This is a genomic window from Acidimicrobiia bacterium, assembly GCA_040878325.1.
Classification (GTDB): domain Bacteria; phylum Actinomycetota; class Acidimicrobiia; order Spongiisociales; family UBA11373; genus JAUYIV01.
The window spans coordinates 157,575-176,906 of sequence record JBBDMM010000018.1; the positions used below are offsets into that span (position 1 = coordinate 157,575).

The 19,332-nt window shown below is 67.2% G+C and carries 15 protein-coding genes; 8 read left to right on the plus strand and 7 right to left on the minus strand.

Features of this window, described 5'->3' with window-relative positions; genetic code table 11:
• Positions 1–2 precede the first annotated feature (2 nt).
• On the plus strand, positions 3–3,383 hold the full coding sequence (locus WD184_11070) for an error-prone DNA polymerase (protein ID MEX0827279.1): 3,381 nt from the start codon (positions 3–5) through the stop codon (positions 3,381–3,383).
• A gap of 3 nt (positions 3,384–3,386) precedes the next feature.
• Here the strand turns inward: WD184_11070 and WD184_11075 are convergent, their stop codons facing one another.
• The 3 genes from WD184_11075 to WD184_11085 form a co-directional block, all read right to left on the minus strand.
• Positions 3,387–4,526 carry a CapA family protein gene (locus WD184_11075; protein MEX0827280.1) on the minus strand — a complete coding sequence of 380 codons (1,140 nt, stop codon included), beginning with the start codon at positions 4,524–4,526 and terminating at the stop codon, positions 3,387–3,389.
• A 108-nt stretch (positions 4,527–4,634) separates the two neighbouring features.
• Entirely contained in the window at positions 4,635–5,468 is an 834-nt protein-coding gene (locus WD184_11080) for a PAC2 family protein (protein MEX0827281.1), read from the minus strand.
• A gap of 28 nt (positions 5,469–5,496) precedes the next feature.
• Positions 5,497–6,726 carry a peptidoglycan-binding domain-containing protein gene (locus WD184_11085; protein MEX0827282.1) on the minus strand — a complete coding sequence of 410 codons (1,230 nt, stop codon included), beginning with the start codon at positions 6,724–6,726 and terminating at the stop codon, positions 5,497–5,499.
• 72 nt (positions 6,727–6,798) lie between these two features.
• Between WD184_11085 and WD184_11090 the strand changes: the two genes are divergently transcribed.
• The 4 genes from WD184_11090 (at position 6,799) to WD184_11105 (ending at position 10,272) form a co-directional block, all read left to right on the plus strand.
• Positions 6,799–7,857, plus strand: a complete 1,059-nt coding sequence (locus tag WD184_11090; GenBank protein ID MEX0827283.1) for a GNAT family N-acetyltransferase — start codon at positions 6,799–6,801, stop codon at positions 7,855–7,857.
• A 159-nt stretch (positions 7,858–8,016) separates the two neighbouring features.
• Positions 8,017–9,198 (plus strand): acetyl-CoA C-acyltransferase, encoded by a 1,182-nt coding sequence (locus tag WD184_11095; GenBank protein MEX0827284.1) that lies wholly within the window; start codon positions 8,017–8,019, stop codon positions 9,196–9,198.
• Positions 9,199–9,334: 136 nt separating this feature from the next.
• Complete coding sequence (locus WD184_11100; protein MEX0827285.1) at positions 9,335–9,946, plus strand: hypothetical protein; 612 nt, start codon at positions 9,335–9,337, stop codon at positions 9,944–9,946.
• Between the two features lie 92 nt (positions 9,947–10,038).
• The gene (locus WD184_11105) at positions 10,039–10,272 is read left to right on the plus strand and encodes a hypothetical protein (protein MEX0827286.1); all 234 of its coding nucleotides are present in this window, start codon (positions 10,039–10,041) and stop codon (positions 10,270–10,272) included.
• A 121-nt stretch (positions 10,273–10,393) separates the two neighbouring features.
• Here WD184_11105 and WD184_11110 read toward each other — a convergent pair whose 3' ends face one another.
• Positions 10,394–12,589 carry an ATP-binding protein gene (locus WD184_11110; protein MEX0827287.1) on the minus strand — a complete coding sequence of 732 codons (2,196 nt, stop codon included), beginning with the start codon at positions 12,587–12,589 and terminating at the stop codon, positions 10,394–10,396.
• Positions 12,590–12,659: 70 nt separating this feature from the next.
• On the opposite strand from WD184_11110, the gene WD184_11115 reads away from it, so the two are divergent.
• Together WD184_11115 and WD184_11120 are read left to right on the plus strand one after the other, a co-directional pair.
• On the plus strand, positions 12,660–13,607 hold the full coding sequence (locus WD184_11115) for a hypothetical protein (GenBank protein MEX0827288.1): 948 nt from the start codon (positions 12,660–12,662) through the stop codon (positions 13,605–13,607).
• Between the two features lie 151 nt (positions 13,608–13,758).
• A complete protein-coding gene (locus WD184_11120; GenBank protein MEX0827289.1) occupies positions 13,759–13,983 on the plus strand; it encodes a hypothetical protein in 225 nt (74 codons plus the stop codon).
• Between the two features lie 3 nt (positions 13,984–13,986).
• On the opposite strand, the gene WD184_11125 is transcribed toward WD184_11120, so the two are convergent.
• The 3 genes from WD184_11125 to WD184_11135 all read right to left on the minus strand — a co-directional run bounded on the left by WD184_11125 (position 13,987) and on the right by WD184_11135 (position 18,001).
• The gene (locus WD184_11125; protein ID MEX0827290.1) at positions 13,987–15,390 is read right to left on the minus strand and encodes an HAD-IG family 5'-nucleotidase; all 1,404 of its coding nucleotides are present in this window, start codon (positions 15,388–15,390) and stop codon (positions 13,987–13,989) included.
• Positions 15,391–15,565: 175 nt separating this feature from the next.
• A complete protein-coding gene (locus WD184_11130; GenBank protein MEX0827291.1) occupies positions 15,566–16,669 on the minus strand; it encodes a mechanosensitive ion channel family protein in 1,104 nt (367 codons plus the stop codon).
• Positions 16,670–16,999: 330 nt separating this feature from the next.
• On the minus strand, positions 17,000–18,001 hold the full coding sequence (locus WD184_11135) for a proline racemase family protein (GenBank protein MEX0827292.1): 1,002 nt from the start codon (positions 17,999–18,001) through the stop codon (positions 17,000–17,002).
• 181 nt (positions 18,002–18,182) lie between these two features.
• Here WD184_11135 and WD184_11140 point away from each other — a divergent pair, with 181 nt between their 5' ends.
• Positions 18,183–19,118 carry a nucleoside hydrolase gene (locus WD184_11140; GenBank protein MEX0827293.1) on the plus strand — a complete coding sequence of 312 codons (936 nt, stop codon included), beginning with the start codon at positions 18,183–18,185 and terminating at the stop codon, positions 19,116–19,118.
• Positions 19,119–19,332: the final 214 nt, after the last annotated feature.

The window sequence follows — 19,332 nt, forward strand, 5'->3', positions numbered from 1 at the left end:
CCATGCGCTACGCCGAGCTCCACTGCCACACCAACTTCTCGTTCCTCGACGGGGCCTCCCATCCGGGGGAACTGGTGGAGCGGGCCGCCGAACTGGGATACGAGGCCCTCGCCATCACCGACCACGACGGCTTCTACGGTGCCCCCCGTTTCCGCATCGCCGCCGCGAAAGAGGGGATGGCGACGGTGTATGGGGTGGAGGTGGGAATGGAGTCCCCAGTCTCCAGTCACCAGTCACCAGCCAGATCCGAACCTCTTGCGGAAGGCGGAGGGCGGAAGGCGGATGGCCTTCTTCCTGCTGGAGACTGGAGACTGGGGACTGGAGACTCCGATGGGGGCGGTCCCGGAGCGAAGCGACGGGGCCGAACCCATCGGATGCATGGCTCCAAACCGATCAACTTGCCGTCTACCGATCATCTGGTGTTGTTGGCCCCTGATCCGCGGGGGTATGCGGCCATATCGCGGTTCATCACCCGGGCGCAGTTTCGGGGGGAGAAGGATCGGCCGGTCTACTCCGAGGCCGACCTGGTGGAGGCATCGGCGCGGGGCAGACTCGTCGCCCTCACCGGGTGTCATCAGGGGGCGGTCCCCCGGGCGGCGGCGGCCGGGGACCTGGAAGGGGCGATGGCGGCGGCGGCCCGCCTTCGGGAGGTGTTCCCGGGGAGGCTGTACCTCGAGGTGACGGATCACCGCATGCCGGGAGATGACGCTCGCAACGACCTGCTCGCCGAGGTGGGGGGCCGGCTGCGGATTCCCCTGGTGGCCACCAACAACGTCCACTATCACGACCGGTCGGAGGCCGACATCGCCGAGGTGCTCGCTGCCATCGGCGGGCGGCGCGACCTCGACATCGGATATGGGCATTGGCCGGCCACCGACGAGCGCCACCTCAAGTCGCCCGACGAGATGGCCCGGCGGATGGCCCGCTACCCCGGGGCGGTGGAGCGGGCAGCCGAACTGGGAGGCGCTCTGGCCTTCGATCTTCGTCTGGTCGCCCCCCGCCTCCCCGACTTCCCGATGCCGGGGGACTTCCGCAACGAGATGGACTATCTGCGTCACCTCACCATCGAGGGGGCTCGACGGGTCTATCCGGGCGACGGGCCCGCAGCGATCGACCCGGTGGCGATGGCCCGTCTCGAGCACGAACTGTCGGTTATCGAGGGCCTGGGATTCGCCGGCTACTTCCTCATCGTGTGGGACATCGTCCGCTTCGCCGAGTCGCGCGACATCTACTGCCAGATCCGCGGCTCGGGCGCCGACTCGGCGGTGTGCCGCTGTCTCGATCTCACCCGGGTCGATCCGATCCGCCTCGCCCTGCCGTTCGAGCGGTTCCTCTCTGCCGAGCGGGGCCGGCCCCCGGACATCGACGTCGACTTCGAGGCCGAACGGCGGGAGGAGGTGATCCAGTACTGCTATCAGCGATACGGGCGGGAGCGGGCGGCGATGGTGGCCAACGTGATCACCTACCGGGCCCGGTCGGTGCTCCAGGATGTGGGCAAGGCATTCGGGCTCACCCAGGCCCAGGTCAACGGGCTCACCAAGTACCTCGACACCATGGACCCGGGCAAGATCGACACGTACCTCGACCTGCCGGAGGGTGCCACCACCGACTTCATCCTCGACGCCTGCCGCCGCCTCGACGGGTTCCCCCGTCATCTCGGCATCCACTCGGGCGGCATGGTCATCGCCGACCGTCCCCTGTGGGAGGCGGTGCCGCTCGAATGGGGGCGGATGGAGGACCGTTCGGTGCTCCAGTGGGACAAGGACGACTGTGCCTCGATGGGGATCGTCAAGTTCGACCTGCTCGCCCTGGGAATGCTCAACGCCCTCCACCTGGCGGTGGACATGATCGACGAGGTTCATGGCGTGTCGATCGACCTGGCCACGATCCCCCAGGAGCCCCGCATCTACGAGATGCTCACCAAGGCCGACACCGTCGGCGTGTTCCAGGTGGAGTCCCGCGCCCAGATGGCGACCCTTCCCCGGATGAAGCCGAAGACCTTCTACGACCTGGCGGTGGAGGTGGCCCTCATCCGCCCCGGCCCGATCCAGGGCCATTCGGTGCATCCCTATCTGCGGCGGCGCAACGGGGAGGAACCGGTGCGGTATCCCCACCCCTTGACCGAGCCCATCCTCGCCAAGACCCTCGGGGTGCCGGTGTTCCAGGAGCAGCTGATGGAGATCGCCCGGGTGTGCGCCGGCTACAGCCCGGGACAATCGGACCGCCTCCGCCAGGCGATGACTCACAAGCGGTCGCAGGAGGAGATGGAGAAACTGCGGCTCGAGACCGTGGCCGGCATGGGGCGCAACGGCATCACCGGGGCGGCGGCCGACGAGTTGTGGGAGAAGCTCCAGGGCTTTGCCTCGTTCGGCTTCCCCGAAAGCCATTCGGTGTCGTTCGCCTACATCGTCTACATGTCAGCGTGGCTCAAATATCACTGGCCTACCGAGTTCCTTGCCGGGCTGCTCAACGCCCAGCCGATGGGGTTCTATAGCCCCAACTCGCTGGTGCAGGACTCCGCCCGCCACGGGGTGGTGGTGCTGGGACCTGACGTCAACGATTCGGAATTCGACTGCACCGTCGTGGCGCACTTCGCCAACCCCGAGGACACCGCCACCTATTACGGGATGGCCTGGCGGCGGGGGAGGGGTTCGGTCGACGATCCCATGCGAATGGCCACCGCGGTCCGCATGGGGCTGCGGTATGTCCGTGACCTGGGCGAGGCGGAGATCTCGAGGATTGAGGCAGCCCGGCTCGGAGGCGGTCTGTTCGCTTCGGTGGTCGATCTGGCACAGCGAACCGGGCTGCCGGTGGGTGCTCTCGAAGGTTTGGCGGCGTCGGGGGCACTCGAATCGCTGGGGGTGTCGCGGCGGGAGGGTCTGTGGGCGGCGGGTGCCCTGGCGGGGATGGGGCCGGGGCGGCTACCCCTGGCGGCCGGCACCGATGCTCCTGCCCTTCCCCTCATGCCGGAGACCGAGGCGGCGCGGGCGGACCTCTGGGCCACTGGAGTATCGGTGCGCCACCCCGTCGAGTTCGTCCGGGAGCGCCTGGCGGCCGACGGTTGTGTCCCGATCGCCGAGGCACTCGAAGGACGACGGGCGGGGCGGCGGGTGCGGGTGGGCGGGGTGGTCACCCACCGCCAGCGGCCGATGACCGCCAAGGGGGTGATCTTCATCAACCTCGAGGACGAGACCGGATTGCTCAATGTCATCGTCCTCCCCGAGGTGTGGGACGCCCAGCGCGATGTGGCCCGCCGCAACCCGGGCCTGGTGATCGACGGGACCCTGGAGCATCGCGACGGGGTCACCAACCTCATCGCCCGCAAATTCGCCGGCTGGCCGGTGGAGGGGGTGGAAAGCCGCAACTGGGCGGGACGAAGGTGACGCTCAGTCCACCAGCGGCGAGCGGCGGATCTCGAAGTCAGCCTCGTCGATGGTCTGTCGGCAATCACACCGGGCCGTCGGGGGAGGGACCGGGGCGAGGCGGATCCCGGGTGCGTCGAGGAGGCGCACCCGAGAGACCGTCCTCTCCAGCGAAGTCTCCAGCGCCCAGGCGGGGGCGGCCTCCTCCACGAGTGCGGCCCGCACCGGCAGCACCCGGTAGTCGAGATTGCGCACCCAGGTGGGCACGATGTCGATGCCATCGGCAGCAAAGGTGCCGTCGGGGCGTTCCGACACCCTGATCAGCACCGTCAGCCCGTCCTCCGTGGAGAAGTACTCCTCCCCGAAGGCGCCGTTCTGGTTCGACAACTGATTGCCCATCCCGTACACCACGTATTTGCCGTTGATCATGCCGATCGGTTGGACCACATGGGCGTGGGCGCCGAGGATCAGATCGACGTGAGGCGATCCGAGCAGGGCCTCGGCCAGGGCGACCTGGCTTCCGGTAGGCCCGACCACGTTCTCGATACCCCAGTGGAGCGACACGATCACGAACTCGGCCCCGTTGTCCCTCGCCCATTCGGCGTCGGCGAGGATGGCGTCGACGGCGATGATGTTGGTCGCGTAGGGATGATCGCGGGGCATCGGTTGGCCGTTGGTGCCGTAGGTGTACGACAGGTGCGCCACGCTCACCCCTGCCACGTCGTACAGGCCGGGCAGACGCTCCTCCTCACTGCGGGCGGTTCCGTCGTGGCGGACTCCGGCGGCGTCGAGGAAGTCGAGGGTGGTCACCACTCCCGACCATCCGGCGTCGAGCGCATGGTTGCCGGCGGTGGAGCACGTGTCGTAGCCGGCGGCGGCGATGGCGTCGGCGATCTCATACGGGGCGACGAACTTCGGGAAGAACGACAGCCCTGAATTGTCCGGGCTGAGGGTCACCTCGAGGTGGCAGATGGCGAGGTCGGCCACCTCGATCCACGGCGTGATCGACGAGAACATGGGCGAGAAGTCGTACGTCCCGGGGCCGGTGCGGGCGACCTCGGTGATCCGGCGGTGGATCAGCACGTCGCCGGCTGCCGCGATCGTGAACGAACGGAGGCTCCCAGCCGAGCGGGCCGGAGTCGCACTGGTAAGCAGGGCGAACATCGTCAGCAGCGCGCCGACGACGAGATGATTTCCAGGGCGCCGTCTGGTCAGTGCCTCAGCCTTCGCCGATGGCCTCAAGGATGGCAGGTCAACGGGGCCGCCCGTCGACTACTCGGATTCGCCCCGGTCACGCAGATAGCGCTCTATCTCGGCGGCGATTTCTTCGCCGGTGGCGACTTCCCCCGAGGCGTCGTAGACGGCCTCGAGCTGGTCGACGATCTCCTGGATCGCCGGCTGATCGTCGAGGGCGTCGGTGAGCTGGCGGCGCTGGGCGGCGGCGTCGTCGACCAGGGAACCCAGGGGAATGTCGACCCCGAGGTATCGCGACACCCGCTCCACCAGGGACACCACTGCGGGAAAATACGCCCCGGCGACGTAGTGGGGCACCCTGGCCCAAAAGCCGACGGTGGGGATCCCCCGATCGGCGACCGCCTTCTCGACGATCGACGAGGCGGAGGCGGGCACCCGGAGAAGGCCATCCGGGAAGTTGGCGTCGGCACCGATCAGGTCGCGCCGTGATGCGGTTGTCACCACGATCGTGGGACGGGTGTGCGGTGCCGCCCACGGGATTCCGCCAAGCGACACGTGCTGCAATACACCGAGGTCGGTCGCCAGGTCGCCGACCGCTGATCCGAGCGCCTGCCAACCCCAGTTCGGTTCAGGCCCAGACAGCACCAGGACGTCGCGGTCGCCGATCCTCCTCCGCCGCAGCGTCGTAGTGGGCCAGGCGACGTCGTCGAACATCCCGTCCACGAAGTCGATAGTGGGGCGATTGACTCGATAGTCGTAGAGGCGGTCGCTGTCGAAGGTGGCGAGTACGGCGCCATCCCCGGCGATGTGCCCGGCGCTCACGGTGCCCGCCGAACCTGCCGAGACCCAACCTTCGAACGCGATCACCAGGGCAGGCGACACCAGCGGGTCGTCGAGGCGAAGGTCGTACATGCGTCACCAGCCTATGCGGCGAGGAAGGTCAGAAGTCGTCGCAGCCGTCGGCTCCTGCGCTGACGTACCAGACCCGGGTGGCGTCCGCATCGGGGCTGGCGGCGGTCCCCGAAATCGCCATTCCGACCACCATCTCGTCGCCGGCGAACGTCGCCAGGCCTCGATTCGTGTCGAAGAACGTCGGGGTGGTGTACGCATCGGTGAATTCGGCGAGGGTGCTTCCCAGGCTGATTCCCTCGTCGGTGTCGAGGCCGGCGGCGATCGGGTCGAGGGTGGCCAGGTCGGCCGACCGGTACGAGTACTGCGAGAAGTACGGCTCGCCGCCGGTGTCGGTGAAGTCGACGACCAGGAAGGCAGGGTGGTCGGTCCCGGGTGGATCGTCGGCCTGGATCAGCCAGGTCACGTGGCGGTTCGCTCCGGTACAGCCCTCCTCATCGGTGAGCCAGCCGGAATCCTCCCAGGGCTGCCCGAGGAGCAGGGCGATCACAGCGACGGTGTTGATTTCGTCATCGCCGAAGGCGGCCACCCCCAGCCCGTCGGTGTCCAGGACCATCGGACCGAAATCGGCTGCGACGACATTGGGCGACCTGACCGAAACCCGCACCAAGTAGGAGGTGTCGGTGCTCGAACTCACCCGGATGGTGTAGCCGACTGCACCGGCGAGTTCAGCCTGGATCTGGCCCTCGTCACCCGTTGTCTCGACCTCGGCGCCGTCGGGTCCGACCACCGAAAGGGTGATGGCGCCCTCGAGCACCTCGAGAGTGAGAATCTGCCCCTGGGCTCCGTCGAAAGCGAAGACCTCGGGATCACTGGTGGTGACGCCTCCCGCCACCTCGGCGACGACCTCACCGGTCGGGAAGGTGACGGAGCGCTCGTCGGCGCAGTCGCGGGCGAGCGACCAGAAGGTCTCCTCATCGGGCTCGCCGGTGGGGATCCTCCGGATCTCGGCCTGATACCAGGCGACGGCCTTGGAGGTGATCGGGCCGAAGGAGCCGTCAACGGTCACCGCCGAGCCGGCGACCGGCTCAACATGGCCGGTGCACACGAGATAGAACTGCAGTGCCTCGACATATGCGCCGCGAGAACCGGCCGCGATGAAGATGGGGCCGTTCGCCTCGAGCGTCACCCGACCGCCGGCAGTGGTGGTGGTCGTATCGGGCACGCTGCTGGTGGTAGTCGTCGGCAGGGTCGTGGCGGTGCACGCGGTGGCACCGAGCGTCAGCACGACGACGGTGACGAACCCACGAATCTTGGTCATGTTGCAGCCACTCTACGCGGGTGGGGGGCAACGCTCATGCTGACAGGGCGTCGAGCCGATAAACCATGTCGCATGACAGATCTATTGCAGGCCGCCGCCGTCGAGATCGGCTCCAGGCTCGAAACCGAGTGGGATGACCTCGCGGTTCGCACCGGGGCGGCCCCGTTCTCCCGACCCGCGTGGGTGCACGCCTGGGGCGACGCCTTCGGGCGCGACGTACGAGCGGCGACGGTGCGGAGGGGTGGAAGGCTGGTGGCGGTCGCTCCGGTGACCGAACGGTCAAAGGCGGTAGCCACCGCCGCCGACTGGCACGTGCCGATGCTCGAAGCCGTTGCCGCCGACGCGGACGCGCTCGAGGCATTGGCAGTGCACCTGCTCACCCAACGGCGGCGAGTGACGATCGACTTTGTGCCTGCCGGCGGCCCGACCGCGTCGACTTTCGAGGCAGCCCTTCGCCGACACGGTTTCCGGGTGCGGTCGCGTCCCCGGCTCGAGTCGCCCTTCATCGATTTTTCCGATGGATGGGACTCTTATGTCGAAACGCTGTCGACGAAGAAGTGGCGTGAGCTTCGCCGCCGTCATCGCCGGCTGGAGGAAGAGGGTGCGGTGGAGTTCGTGGTCGGCGACGGTACCCATGACCTCGACCGTCAGCTCAGCGAGGGATTCGCGGTGGAAGGCTCCGGTTGGAAGGATGCTCAAGGCACCGCGATCGCCAGCGATCGCCGGGTGGAGCGCTTCTACCGCGAAGTCACCTGCTGGGCGGCGCACGAGGGGATGGCTCGCATCGCGTTCCTCCGGGTGGCCGGCAGGCCGATCGCCTTTGACCTGTCGTTGGTGCACGGTGGCACCGAGTGGCTGCTCAAGACCGGCTTCGACCCGGCCTGGTCCCGTTTCTCACCGGGCTCGCTGCTGCGGGCCGAAGCCCTTCGCCGCGCCTGCGACGAGAAAGTGCGGGTGTACGAGTTCGCCGGTGCCGCCGATCCCTGGAAGATGGAGTGGACCACCTCCACCCGACCGATCCTCGTGATCGATGGATTCGCCCCCGGGCTCGGTGGCACGGCGACGATGCAGGCAGCGCGGCTGAAACGACGAGTTCGCACTCTCCTGTCTGGGGGCCGAGGAAAGGCCTGACTCTCGCGATCGACTGGAAGCGCCAGGTGTTCGCGGCGATGGCCCTGACCGCATCTTGCGGATGGCGGAAGGCGGATGGCGGAAGGCGGAAGGCCTTCCTCTTACGGGAGGCGTCCTCCTCACGCACGCCGTATCCTCGGCGGGACTCGAGGAGGATTCATGAAGGAAGCGGTGATCGTTTCGACGGCGCGTACGCCGATCGGCCGGGCGTATCGGGGGGCGTTCAACGATCTCGAGGGCCCCTCGCTGGCAGCCCATGCGATCCGGGCTGCCCTCGAACGGGCCGGGGTGGAGCCGGGCGAGCCCGATGACGTCATCATGGGCAACGCCCTCACCCAGGGATCCACCGGGTTCAACGTCGCCCGTCAAGCCGCCCTCACCGCCGGCATGCCCGACACGGTCGCGGGGATGACCATGGATCGTCAGTGCTCCAGCGGGATGATGGCGATCGCCACCGCCGCCAAGCAGGTGATCCACGACGGCATGCCGATCGTCGTGGCCGGAGGTCTCGAGTCGATCAGCCTGGTGCAGAACCAGCACATGAACCAGTTCCGGGCGATGGACCCTGCCCTCCTCGAACGCCAGCCTCACATGTACATGCCGATGCTCCATACCGCAGAAGTCGTGGCCGAGAGATACTCGGTGGGCCGGGACGCCCAGGATTCGTACGCCTTCCAAAGCCAGCAACGGACTGCGGCCGCCCAGGACGCGGGGCGTTTCGACGACGAGATCGTGGCCGTCAAGGCCACCAAGGTGCTCCGCAACAAGGAGACCGGGGAAGAGACCCGCGAGGATGTCGTGCTCGAGCGTGACGAAGGCAACCGGCCCGAGACCACTCTCGAGGGGCTCACCGGCCTGGCGCCGGTGTTCGACGGTGGCACGATCACCGCCGGTAACGCCAGCCAACTCTCCGACGGGGCCTCGGCCTGCGTCGTGATGGATGCCGACCTGGCCTCGCAGCGGGGCCTCACCCCCCTTGGCTACTACCGGGCGATCGCGGTGGCAGGTTGTGCCCCCGACGAGATGGGCATCGGGCCGGTCTTCGCGGTGCCGAAGCTCCTCGACCGGGCAGGTCTGTCGGTCGACGACATCGGCCTGTGGGAGCTCAATGAGGCCTTTGCGGTGCAGGTCGTATATTGCCGCGATCGGCTGGGGATCCCCGACGAGTTGCTGAATGTGAACGGCGGATCCATCTCGATCGGCCATCCCTACGGCATGTCCGGGAGCCGGATGGTGGGTCACGCCCTCCTCGAGGGGAAGCGCCGCGGCGCCCGCTACGTGGTCAGCACGATGTGCGTCGGCGGCGGCATGGGGGCCGCCGGCCTCTTCGAAGTGGCGTAAGAAGCTTCGCTTCGCTCGGCCGGCGATGGGCGAAACCCGCGAAGAGCCCTCGCCTCGCCTGGCAATGGCAATTGGCTGGAACCCGGGGGTGTGCGAATCCGATAGGGTTCTCGCAGTAACTATCAGGGGAGTCGACATGAGACGCTTTGGCCCGATGGCGCTCGCGCTGATGTTGTTGGCTGCGGGATGCGGGGATGACGACACCGCTTCGACCACCACGTCTGCGCCGCCGGCGACTACCACCACCACGGCGGCACCCGCGACTACGACCACGGGAGCCCCGGCCACCACGACCAGTGCCGCAGTGGACCCCACCGCTGAGCGCGTGGCGGCGGCTCAGGAGTTGGAAGGCGATTACGAAGGGGAGTGGAACAACACCACCTTCGGGTCCACAGGCCCGGTCGATGCCTCGATCGTGGTCGACCCCGACGCGGCGGTCGCCCAGTTCACCCTCGATCTAGGCGGCAACGTGTTCGGCTTTCCCGATCCCGACCCCTTCACCGTCGAGATCGACCTCTCCCAGGAAGGGCCCTATCAGTTCACCAACGAGCTGCTGGGCGATGGGGAGTTCACCATTGCCGACGGCATCGTTTTCTTCACTGCGTTCTCCATCGACCAGCTGACCGGCGCCTCGATGGAAGTCGAAGGCACCGTCAACAGCTCCGGCTGGGATCTGTTCTACAAGATCCTCACCCCCGCCGGCAGCACGTTTGCGGAAGGGACGATCGAGGCCACTCCGGTCGGTTGATGACCCCCAGCGGGACCCATCAACGAAAAGTGCGCGAAAATCCCTGACTGGTGCCGTAACGGGGGCTAAGGTTGTCGTCAAATCACACCAATGTGATTCGAGGCGACCTCATGTATGAACTCGCCGATTGGGGCCAGCCGGTGGCCCCCGAGTGGGAACAACCCATGGAGCGCATTGACGCTCGCCTCCCCGTCAGTCTGGTCCGGATCATTCGCCGTCGTGCCCGGTCGGAAGGGGTCAGCATCAGCGTCCTGATGAACCGGCTCCTCGCCGAGGCATTGGGCATGCGGGTCGGTGGCCAGCGCGGAGGCGGCGCGTTCGACTGAAGGTCCTCAGGGAACTACTGGCGCGCCGGCGGGCTGTTCGGTAGTGGGTCAGTCTGAGTCGCGCGACTGCTCCTCGTCCCATCGGCGCATGGTCTCTATGACGGCCCACGCGCCGCGAAACTCAATGCGGAGCGGTCGGCAATAGCTCGATGAGCCGCTCAGGCGAGGTGGGATCGGGAACGGGGCCGGACAGATGCTGCGGTACCTGACTCTCCTTGACGATTCCCTTGGACAGCCCCGTGAGGATGGCGTAAGGCTGCATTGACGGATTCTCGAATCGGTACACGTGGTGCCGTGGTTCGCCTTCCTTGACAAGCACGCCGGTGACGTCATCCGAGAACCGCTTGAGATGGCGAGCGAACGCGGGGGTGCCGTACGGCCTGCCCATGATCGCAGACAGAGGCTCTCGGACCGCGGCAGCGGTGAAGTAGCCGAGTTCGTCCTTTGGTGCCAACGCGCACGCGATCAGGACATGCTCGTAGAGGCTCTCTTTCTGAGTGCTGCGGGTGGCTCGCTGGTACTCGCCGAGCAGGGAATGGGTCTGAACCGCCTCTTCGATGGCGGCGTCCACATCGACCGAAGTTATCTCGGACCGATCATCGAGGACCGCACGCAGCTCCGCGTGTTGGGTCAACAGGTGCGTGTACTGGGGAAGGCTCTCGGAAAGTGACGCGACGCGCTCCCTCGCCGCTTCTGTCATCGTCGGGCTCAGCAAGCCGGGTCCCTTGATGATTTCATCCAGTTCGTCATGAGACGTTCGCGGAACCTGAGCCAGCGCCGGCTGTTCTTCGTCATCGAACAGCACGGCATCACCTGCGGGGAATCGTTCCGGGGCGGCATCACCTGTGGGGACTCGTTCCGGCGCGGCATCACCTGTGGGGGCAGGTTCCGGCGCGGCATCACCTGAGGGGACGCGTTCCGGCGCGACAGCATCTGTGGGGACTCGTTGCGGCGCGGCATGACCTGAGGGGATCCGTTCCGGCGCGGCACTCGCCGCGATCCCGAGCCGAATCTCGAACCGGGTGGTCGAGTCCTGGCGGGTGTAGTCGATCGTCCCTCCCATCCCCTCGGCCAATACCCGGGTGATCGCCAGCCCGAGTCCGACGCTCCCGACTATCAGTGGCCGGTCGCCCTGGTGGACGAACCGCTGAAACAGGCGCTCCTCGATGTCGGCCGGCACTCCTGGCCCGTCGTCTTCCACCCGGATCACATACGAATTGTCCTGGCTGACGCCGTGGACCGCCACGTCAGGACCCCCGTGACGGATGGCGTTGGACACGAGATTGCGCAGCAGCTGGCGGAGCCGCCCGCCGTCGGCGATCACGCTCGCGGGCTCGGCGGCCACTCGGACCGGGGTACCCATCCGGCCCAACTCCTTCACGACCGACTCGATCTCGTTGACCGGGTCGGTGGGGCGCAGGTCGAACGACAGCCGACCCGCATCTGCCTGGGCGGAGACGAGCAGATCCTCCACCATCCGGTTCAAGTCGGCGGACTGGTCCACGATCATGCTGTTCAACTCGGCGGCGATCTCGCGGTCCTCGAAGCCGAGGTCCTCGATCGTGAGCGCCGAGGTGTAGATGCCGGTGAGCGGGGTTCGCAGCTCGTGGGAGAGGTTGGCGATCAGCTGATCCTTCGAGCGGTTGATGGTTCGTTCGCGCTCGAGATCGGCCGCCAGCTGCTCACGCTTACGGCGGCGTCGCACCAGCATCAGGCCGAAGCCAACCGCCAGGGTTGGCACAAAGAACGCAACGGTGAAACGGCTGGCGGTGGCCACCGACCCGGCCTCGGCCGCGGCGCTGGCAATGGCGTCGACTGCCCCGGCTCGGATGAGTACCAGGGCGGCGTTGAGTTCGTGGTAGGCGGTCAGGGTGGGTCCGGCGGCGGCGGCACCTGCGGCGTCGAGGTTCCCGGCGGTGATCAGGTCCAGGACATTGCGTGACTCCCGAAAGACGGTCGCGGGCGCATCGACGAGTCCGCCGGGGTCCGGGATCATCTGCGTGACGGTGGCTACCCGGGCATCCAGTTCATCGAGCACCAGGAGCGCTTCCTGGATCGACGCCGCGGAGAGTGCCGGGTCGAAGTCGCCTTGGGACAGCAACAGCGCGTGCCCCAGGGCATTGCGGGCAGCGGCGCTGGCGCCGAGCGCCGACTCCGCCGACTGCTGGGTCCGTGCGTGCTCCGCCACCTCGACGACTCCGGATGCGTTGGTATACACGAGGGCGAGGGCGGCGAGGAGACCCGCCAGCGCCACCATGCCCCCTCCGAGCAGTGCGCGGGTCGATGTCCCCCGGGCGGGGTTGGGTGAATCAGTCACGTGACTAGATCATTCGGCAGCAGGCGGTTGATCCTTGAGAAGAGGCCCTTGCGGAGCCGAAAGAACCGGTATGAGAAGTTTCACAACCCGCCTCCGAAACGCCCTGATCGTTTCGATCGTCGCGACGGCCGTCAGCCTGCCGATCACTGCATTGGCGGCCTTGCCTCCCATCGACCTGCCGCGACCGATCGACCTGCCAGGGGTCCCCAACCACGGGTGTGGCAACGGCAAGGGCCAAGGCAACGACTGCTCCCACACTACGACGACCACCACCCCCGAGCCCGTGCCCACGACGGTTCCGGTGACGGTGCCCACGACGGTTCCGGTGACGGTGCCCACGACGGTTCCGGCCTCTCCATCCACGACGGCGCCCGGAGGCGGCCCGGGGACCGTCCCGGCCACGGTTCCGGCGACAACGGTGCCGGTGCCCCCGGCCACCCCGCCCGGTCAGACGGCTACCCCGCCCGGTCAGACGGCTACCCCGCCCGGTCAGACGGCTACCCCGCCCGGTCAGACGGCTACCACGGTCGGTAACTTCCCCGCAACGTTGCCGGCCGTTGTGCCGTCCACTCACCCGGGGGATGCCCGCGCCGAGCCGGCGGGCCCCGCGGTCGTGACCCCCGTGGGCACGCCACCCGTGGGCACGCCACCCGTGGGCACGCCACCCGTGGGCACGCCACCCGTCGGACTGAGCGGCTTCAACACCGCGGCGATGGCGCCCCAGATGGCTGGCGCGGTGAAGATGCTCGAAGGGCGGGACGACGAAGCGGTCGACGACGAGCCCGTAGCCGATGTCGCCGCCGGGCCGATGTCGGGGGGCTTCCATGACCTGCTGTCGCCGGTGCTGCCGCCCGCCCTCGTGGATGCGGTCGCCTCACCGTTGGTGATCATGGACGCCTTGTACGACGCCTTCACCTCGAGCGGTCAGGCGCTGATCGTTCCCGGGATCGCCTTCCTCTTCGGATTCGGTGTGCCGGGCATTCGGCGTCGGATCACCCTCGACGAAGTCATCGACTGAAGGTCGCGCTCACTTTCCAACCGGCCTGCGATCCTTTTGGGGCTTCTTGGGAGGATTCATCTCGATTGGCAACGTCCGTGAGCGCGCGGCCGCGAAGCAATCGGTGCCCCGCTTGAACGCTTCGTAGACAGAGGTCCGGCAACATCTCCGCATGCGGGACGGGCTGACCGACGAAGTGAGAAGGATGATCTCGGGGATCGCCGCCGGTGCGGGCGACGGCGTGGGTGAGCTGCGGCGAGCCGGCATTCCGGTCGAACTCGAGGGGTTCATCGTCGAGGCGATGGTCGAGCCGGGCGACCCTTCTCCGGCGACCTCGATCCGCTTGGTCTTCTGTAAAGAAGGGTCAAGAGTCAAGAGTCAAGTCTTCGATTCCTGAGTCTCATTGATCGTGGGGGAGGCTTCCGCGGGCGGCTCGCAGGTATGCGAATGGAGTCGCCAGCAGGAAGTTCGAGGCTCGCGACGTGTAGACGTCGGCGTAGCGCTCGACCTGCCTGGCAAAGAGGCTCTTGTCATTGCCTGATCGCATCAGGGGTCCCCAAGCGGTGTTTCGCAGCTCACTGGCGGCGATCGCCAGCGGGGCGATGTCGTCGTCGAGGCGGGCCAGCTCTGCACGCAGGGAATCCACCCGCTCGTCGGAATCCGCCGTTGGGTCCGTAGGTCCGTAGCCCCGAGCGGCCCGCTGACGCGCCAGGCGGGTCGCAGCGAGTTCCTCCTCGAGCTGGGTCTTCTGCTCCATCAAGTCGAGCAACGCCCGTTCCGACGGTTGGAATGCCTCGGCCGCCTCGATCTCGGTCTCGAGCTCTCGCAGGATCAGCGCCGTCCGCCATCGCAGCAGGGCCTTGGACACCGACACGTCCGAATACAGGTGGTCGCCGACATAGAGGACTTGGTCACCGCTCAAACCGAGGTGCGCTTCCAGCTGCGCCGCGTAACCGCCAACGAAGACCGCTCCACGCTGAAGATCCCCGACGTGGGGGCGCATCAGGCCCTGCTCCTCGTCGACGATCCGGTACAGCGGCCGGGTCGAGGTGAAGAAGGCGGGCTTGGCCGCCGACACGATCACCGCGTCGAACAGGTCACGCCACGAGGTGCCTTCCGGGAGATGGGGGTCGAAGGCGTAGGCCATCATCTTCTGGGTGTATTCCCACTCCGAGTTGGTGATCAGCACGACCCGCTTGCCCGCATGCTTCTGGTCGAGGAGGGCGAGCGGGATCTCCGGGTCGGGCACTACGAAACGCTCAGGGTCGGCGAGGATGTCCTGCTTCAGCCGTCCCTCCATGTGGGCCGCGTCGAGGGTCGAGCGCACCGCTTCGTAGAGCTCGGTGTACCCGTGGATGCCGTGGATCTTGCCCTCGTCGAACAGGTCGACGAGTTGGGCGAATAGGGAAGCCTCCGACATCGAGAAGAGAGTGTTGAGGAACACCCAGCGTCGTTCGGAGAGATCCACCGCGGTGCCCTCGTAGTCCCGGCGCAGCCGATCGAATTCGAGGAACTTCGTGCCGTGCGCCGCCTTGATCACATATCCGAATCTCGTCGGCTTGACGAGGTTGCCTAGCTCGAGGTCGATGGTGAGCCCCCTGATCACCAGGTCAGGGTCGAACCCGAGCCCGTCCACCGGCCACCCCGCATCACCGAGCCGGGCCCTGGTGTGCTCGAAGGCGCGGCGCTCCCACTCATCCACCCGGTAGTGGATCAGCGTGTAGTCCATGTCGTATCCGATGGCACGAATCGACCGCATGTTCAGCGTCCGATTCCCATAGATCCGACGAGTAGGAGGGACCATTGGGGAGGACTCTAAGAGGCCTCGCTTCGCTCGGCCCGCAATTGGCGATTGGTAAGAGAGCCTCGCTTCGCTCGGCTCGCAATGCGCGATGCGCAATGCGCTACGCGGCGACCGGCATTTGCGTGGTCTGCAGTCTCTTGCGGAAGGCGGGAGGCGGGAGGCGGGCGGCCGCCGCCTACTCCTCCGCCGCGTCCCCGCTCGACTCGAGGTCGGGCTCCCTAGCTGAGGCGGGCTGCCGCGGCGGCTCCTCTCCTTGCTTCATCCATATGGTGCGCTGGGGGAAGGGGATCTCGATTCCTTCGCGGTCGAAGGCGAACTTGAGGCGCTTGCGAACCTCGCGGGCGGTGGCGAACTGCTCGCCGGGTTCCACCTTGAGCACGACTCGTATGACGATGGCCGACTCGCCGAAGGACTCGACTCCGAGGATCTCGGGTTCCTCCAGCACCGTGGCCTGCTCCAGGCGGTCCTGCCATACGCCGTTGACGACTTCCCGAATCACGTCCACCGCCTTGGCCAGGTCGGTGTCGTAGGCGACTTCGACGTCCAGCACGGTGCGGGCCCACTGCTGGCTCTTGTTGCCGATGCGCCGGATTTCCCCGTTGGGCACGAACCAAACGGTCCCGTTCACGTCGCGTAGCCGGGTGGTGCGGAGGTTGACCTCCTCGACCACGCCAACGGCGTCGCCGACGTCGATGATGTCGCCCACCCCGTACTGGTCCTCGACGAGCATGAAGATGCCGTTGAGGAAGTCCTTCACCAGGGATTGCGCCCCGAAGCCCAACGCAATGCCCACGATGCCCGCTCCGGCCACGAGTGGGCCGAGGCTGACACCGAACTCGGCGAGGACGATTATCCCGGCGAGCGTGTAGATCGTCAGCGACGCCACGCTGCGCAGCACCGCGCCGAGGGCGAGCGCGCGCTGCTTTCCCCGCTCCTCCTGCGCCCTCAGCATCTGGGTCTTCTCCACCGCCCGCGCCCGCAGAGTGGCGAAGCGACCGTCCTCGATCTCGACGTCCTGTCGGGCGCGAGTGCGTTCCTCGCGTTGGACGATCAGGCGCTCCACCATCCGCCGGATCCCGCGCCGGATCAGCCGATTGGCGACCAGCGCCACGATCAGGATCAGGAGCAGCTTTGCCGGCTTGGCCAGGAGCCAATCGGCGAACCGAGCCGCCGAGTCGTTGCCGGTCAGGTCATAGATCCACTCGCACAGCAGTCCGGGCGGATCCCCGCACACGGCGGGTTCGGGCGTCTGAAGGAAGTTCTGCAATCCGGGGAGCATTCATCGCCTTTGCCGTGGGCTAGTCAGTGGAAACTACCCGGTCGAGCGTTGGTGTTGCTCGCGCGGCGTCGCACGACTGCGCCCGTCGCGGCGATTGGCGAATCGAAAGACGGCGTCCTCCTCCGTCGTCTTCGACGGGGGAGGTGGCTGCCGGGCGAGAAGCCCGGCAGACGGAGGGGGCAGCTGACCCTTCGAGCACCCCCGCGACCAAGGCTCCGGAAAACGGCTGCCGGGCCGCCCGGCAGCCGTAACCAGCCCGCACCGACACCTCGTGCCCGGAAGCAGTAGACCTTTCTGCGGATGGCGGATGGCGGATGGCGGATGGCTTGCTCACCTCACCAGAAACGCCGGCAGGTCGTCGCCTTCCTCCAGGGTGAACACGCTCTCTCCGGTGTAGTGGGCCATTCCGCCCACCTCGACGATCACCGCAGAGGTGTCGCCGACCTTCGTCTCTCGGACCGCCTTTCCGGTGAATTGCGAGCCGACGATGCTCTCGAACCGCCGCTCCGTTCCGATGGCGATCTGGCCCCGGGCGTGTTGGAGGGCGATGCGGGCGGTGACACCGGAGCCGGTGGGGGAGCGGTCGACCTGGCGGTCGGCAAACACGCAAATGTTCGCCGTGGGCGTCTCCGACCAGTCGTCGGCGCCGTCGGTGAGGATCGATCCGTAGAGGAATTCGAGGTCGGGGTCGTCGGGGTGGCTCAGGGGGATGGCTGCCGAGGCGGCAGTGGTCAGCGCCCACGCCGCATCGACCAGGTCGGCGACAGGGCTCTGTCGGACCGCGAGGCCAAACGCCGACGCAGGGGCGAAGGCGTAGAAGGCACCCCCGTAGGCGACGTCGACCGGGATCGTCCCCACGCCGGTGACTTCGAGCGGCACCGCGGAGGCGGCGACGAACGCCGGCACGCTCTCGAACCGGGCGCGGCCGGTCCTCCCGCCGGCTACATCCACCGTTACCCGTACCAATCCCGCCGGCACCTGGAGCGCCACCCGGGTCTCCGGCTCCACGGCCTTCACGATTCCGCGGTCCACGGCCCAGCGCCCGAGCGCAATCGTGGCGTGCCCACACATCGTCGAATAGCCCTCGTTGTGCATGAAGAGCACCGCCAGGTCGGCCTCGGGGTGATCTGGCCGAACCGGAATCACGCCGTACATGTCGGCGTGGCCGCGGGGCTCGAACATGAGGAGGCGCCGCAGATGATCGTGGTTCTCCCGGGCGTCACGCCGTTTCTCCATGATCGTGTCGCCCCCGAGTTCGGGGTACCCGTCGACGACAATCCGCACCGGCTCCCCCCCGGTGTGCATCTCGACGGTGCGGATGGTGGGCGGCATTCGGAGAGTCTATGGAGAGGTCGCCCGGCTGGGCTCCTGCAATGCGCAATGCGCAATGCGCGGCGCATCGGAAGTGACGCAGGCTTCAGGCAACTCTTGCGGGTAGCGGGTAGCGGGAAGCGGGAAGCGAGGCCGCCCTCCGCATTAGCCTCAGAAGCAACCACCTACCGGAGGCGCCGCGTTGCCCAAGAAGATCATCATCGACACTGATCCGGGGCAGGACGACGCCGTTGCCATCCTGCTTGCCCTTGCCTCACCGGATGAGCTCGAGGTGTTGGGGATCACCGCGGTGGCCGGGAATGTTCCGCTGGACCTGACGACGATCAACAGCCTCAAGTGCGTGGAGCTGGCGAATCGCACCGAGGTGCCGGTGTACGCCGGATGCGACCGGCCGATGAAGCGTGACCTGATCACCGCCGAGTACGTGCACGGCAAGACGGGACTGGATGGCGCCGACCTTCCTGATCCGCAGGTCGCACCTGCCGACGGGCACGCGGTCGACTTCATCATCGAGACCGTGATGGCGTCGGAGAAGGGGACGGTCACCCTGTGCCCATTGGGCCCGCTGACGAACATCGGTACCGCACTGGAACGCGAACCGGCCCTCGCCGGCCACCTCGAGGGGATCGTGCTGATGGGCGGCGGGTTCTTCGAGGGGGGGAACACCACTCCTGTTGCCGAGTTCAACATCCTGGTGGACCCCGAGGCGGCCCACATCGTGTTCCATTGCGGCGCGCCGATCACCGTGATGCCGCTCGATGTGACCCACAAGGCGCTCATCCTCGATGAGCATCTCGATCGCTTCGATGCGCTCGGGCCGGTGGGTGCCGCCGTGGCCGGTTGGATGCGCTTCTACGAGCGCTACGACGTCGAGAAGTACGGCATGGAGGGCGGTCCGCTTCACGACCCCTGCGTGATCGCCTACCTGCTGAAGCCCGAGCTGTTCACCGGGAGGAGAATCAACGTGGAAGTCGAGGTGGACTCGGAGCTCACGGTGGGGATGACAGTCGCCGACTGGTGGGGCATGACCAACCGCCACCGCAACGCCACCTGGATGCGCAAGGTAGACGCCGCCGGCTTCTTCGATCTCCTCATAGAGCGGATCGGGAGGCTCTGAGGCCAGCCGGAGGCTGGCCTCGCCTCCAGCCACCAGCCTCCAGCCACCAGCAAGAAGCCTCCAGCCTCCAACTCCAGTCTGAGAGCGTCCTCCTCCGTCGTCTTCGACGGGGGAGGTGCCGAGCGAAGCGAGGCGGAGGGGGTAGCTGACCCTGCGAGCATTTCGACGCGGTTCTTCGCCAATCGCCAATCGCGGTGGGGGGGGGGGGGGGGGG

Bases quoted from the DNA above. Each gene is read 5' to 3' on its own strand.
- WD184_11070 (MEX0827279.1), top strand. From the start codon at position 3: ATGCGCTACGCCGAGCTCCACTGCCACACCAACTTCTCGTTCCTCGAC.
- WD184_11075 (MEX0827280.1), bottom strand. From the start codon at position 4,526: ATGTTCGCCCTGCTTACCAGTGCGACTCCGGCCCGCTCGGCTGGGAGC.
- WD184_11080 (MEX0827281.1), bottom strand. From the start codon at position 5,468: ATGTACGACCTTCGCCTCGACGACCCGCTGGTGTCGCCTGCCCTGGTG.
- WD184_11085 (MEX0827282.1), bottom strand. From the start codon at position 6,726: ATGACCAAGATTCGTGGGTTCGTCACCGTCGTCGTGCTGACGCTCGGT.
- WD184_11090 (MEX0827283.1), top strand. From the start codon at position 6,799: ATGACAGATCTATTGCAGGCCGCCGCCGTCGAGATCGGCTCCAGGCTC.
- WD184_11095 (MEX0827284.1), top strand. From the start codon at position 8,017: ATGAAGGAAGCGGTGATCGTTTCGACGGCGCGTACGCCGATCGGCCGG.
- WD184_11100 (MEX0827285.1), top strand. From the start codon at position 9,335: ATGAGACGCTTTGGCCCGATGGCGCTCGCGCTGATGTTGTTGGCTGCG.
- WD184_11115 (MEX0827288.1), top strand. From the start codon at position 12,660: ATGAGAAGTTTCACAACCCGCCTCCGAAACGCCCTGATCGTTTCGATC.
- WD184_11120 (MEX0827289.1), top strand. From the start codon at position 13,759: ATGCGGGACGGGCTGACCGACGAAGTGAGAAGGATGATCTCGGGGATC.
- WD184_11125 (MEX0827290.1), bottom strand. From the start codon at position 15,390: ATGGTCCCTCCTACTCGTCGGATCTATGGGAATCGGACGCTGAACATG.
- WD184_11130 (MEX0827291.1), bottom strand. From the start codon at position 16,669: ATGCTCCCCGGATTGCAGAACTTCCTTCAGACGCCCGAACCCGCCGTG.
- WD184_11135 (MEX0827292.1), bottom strand. From the start codon at position 18,001: ATGCCGCCCACCATCCGCACCGTCGAGATGCACACCGGGGGGGAGCCG.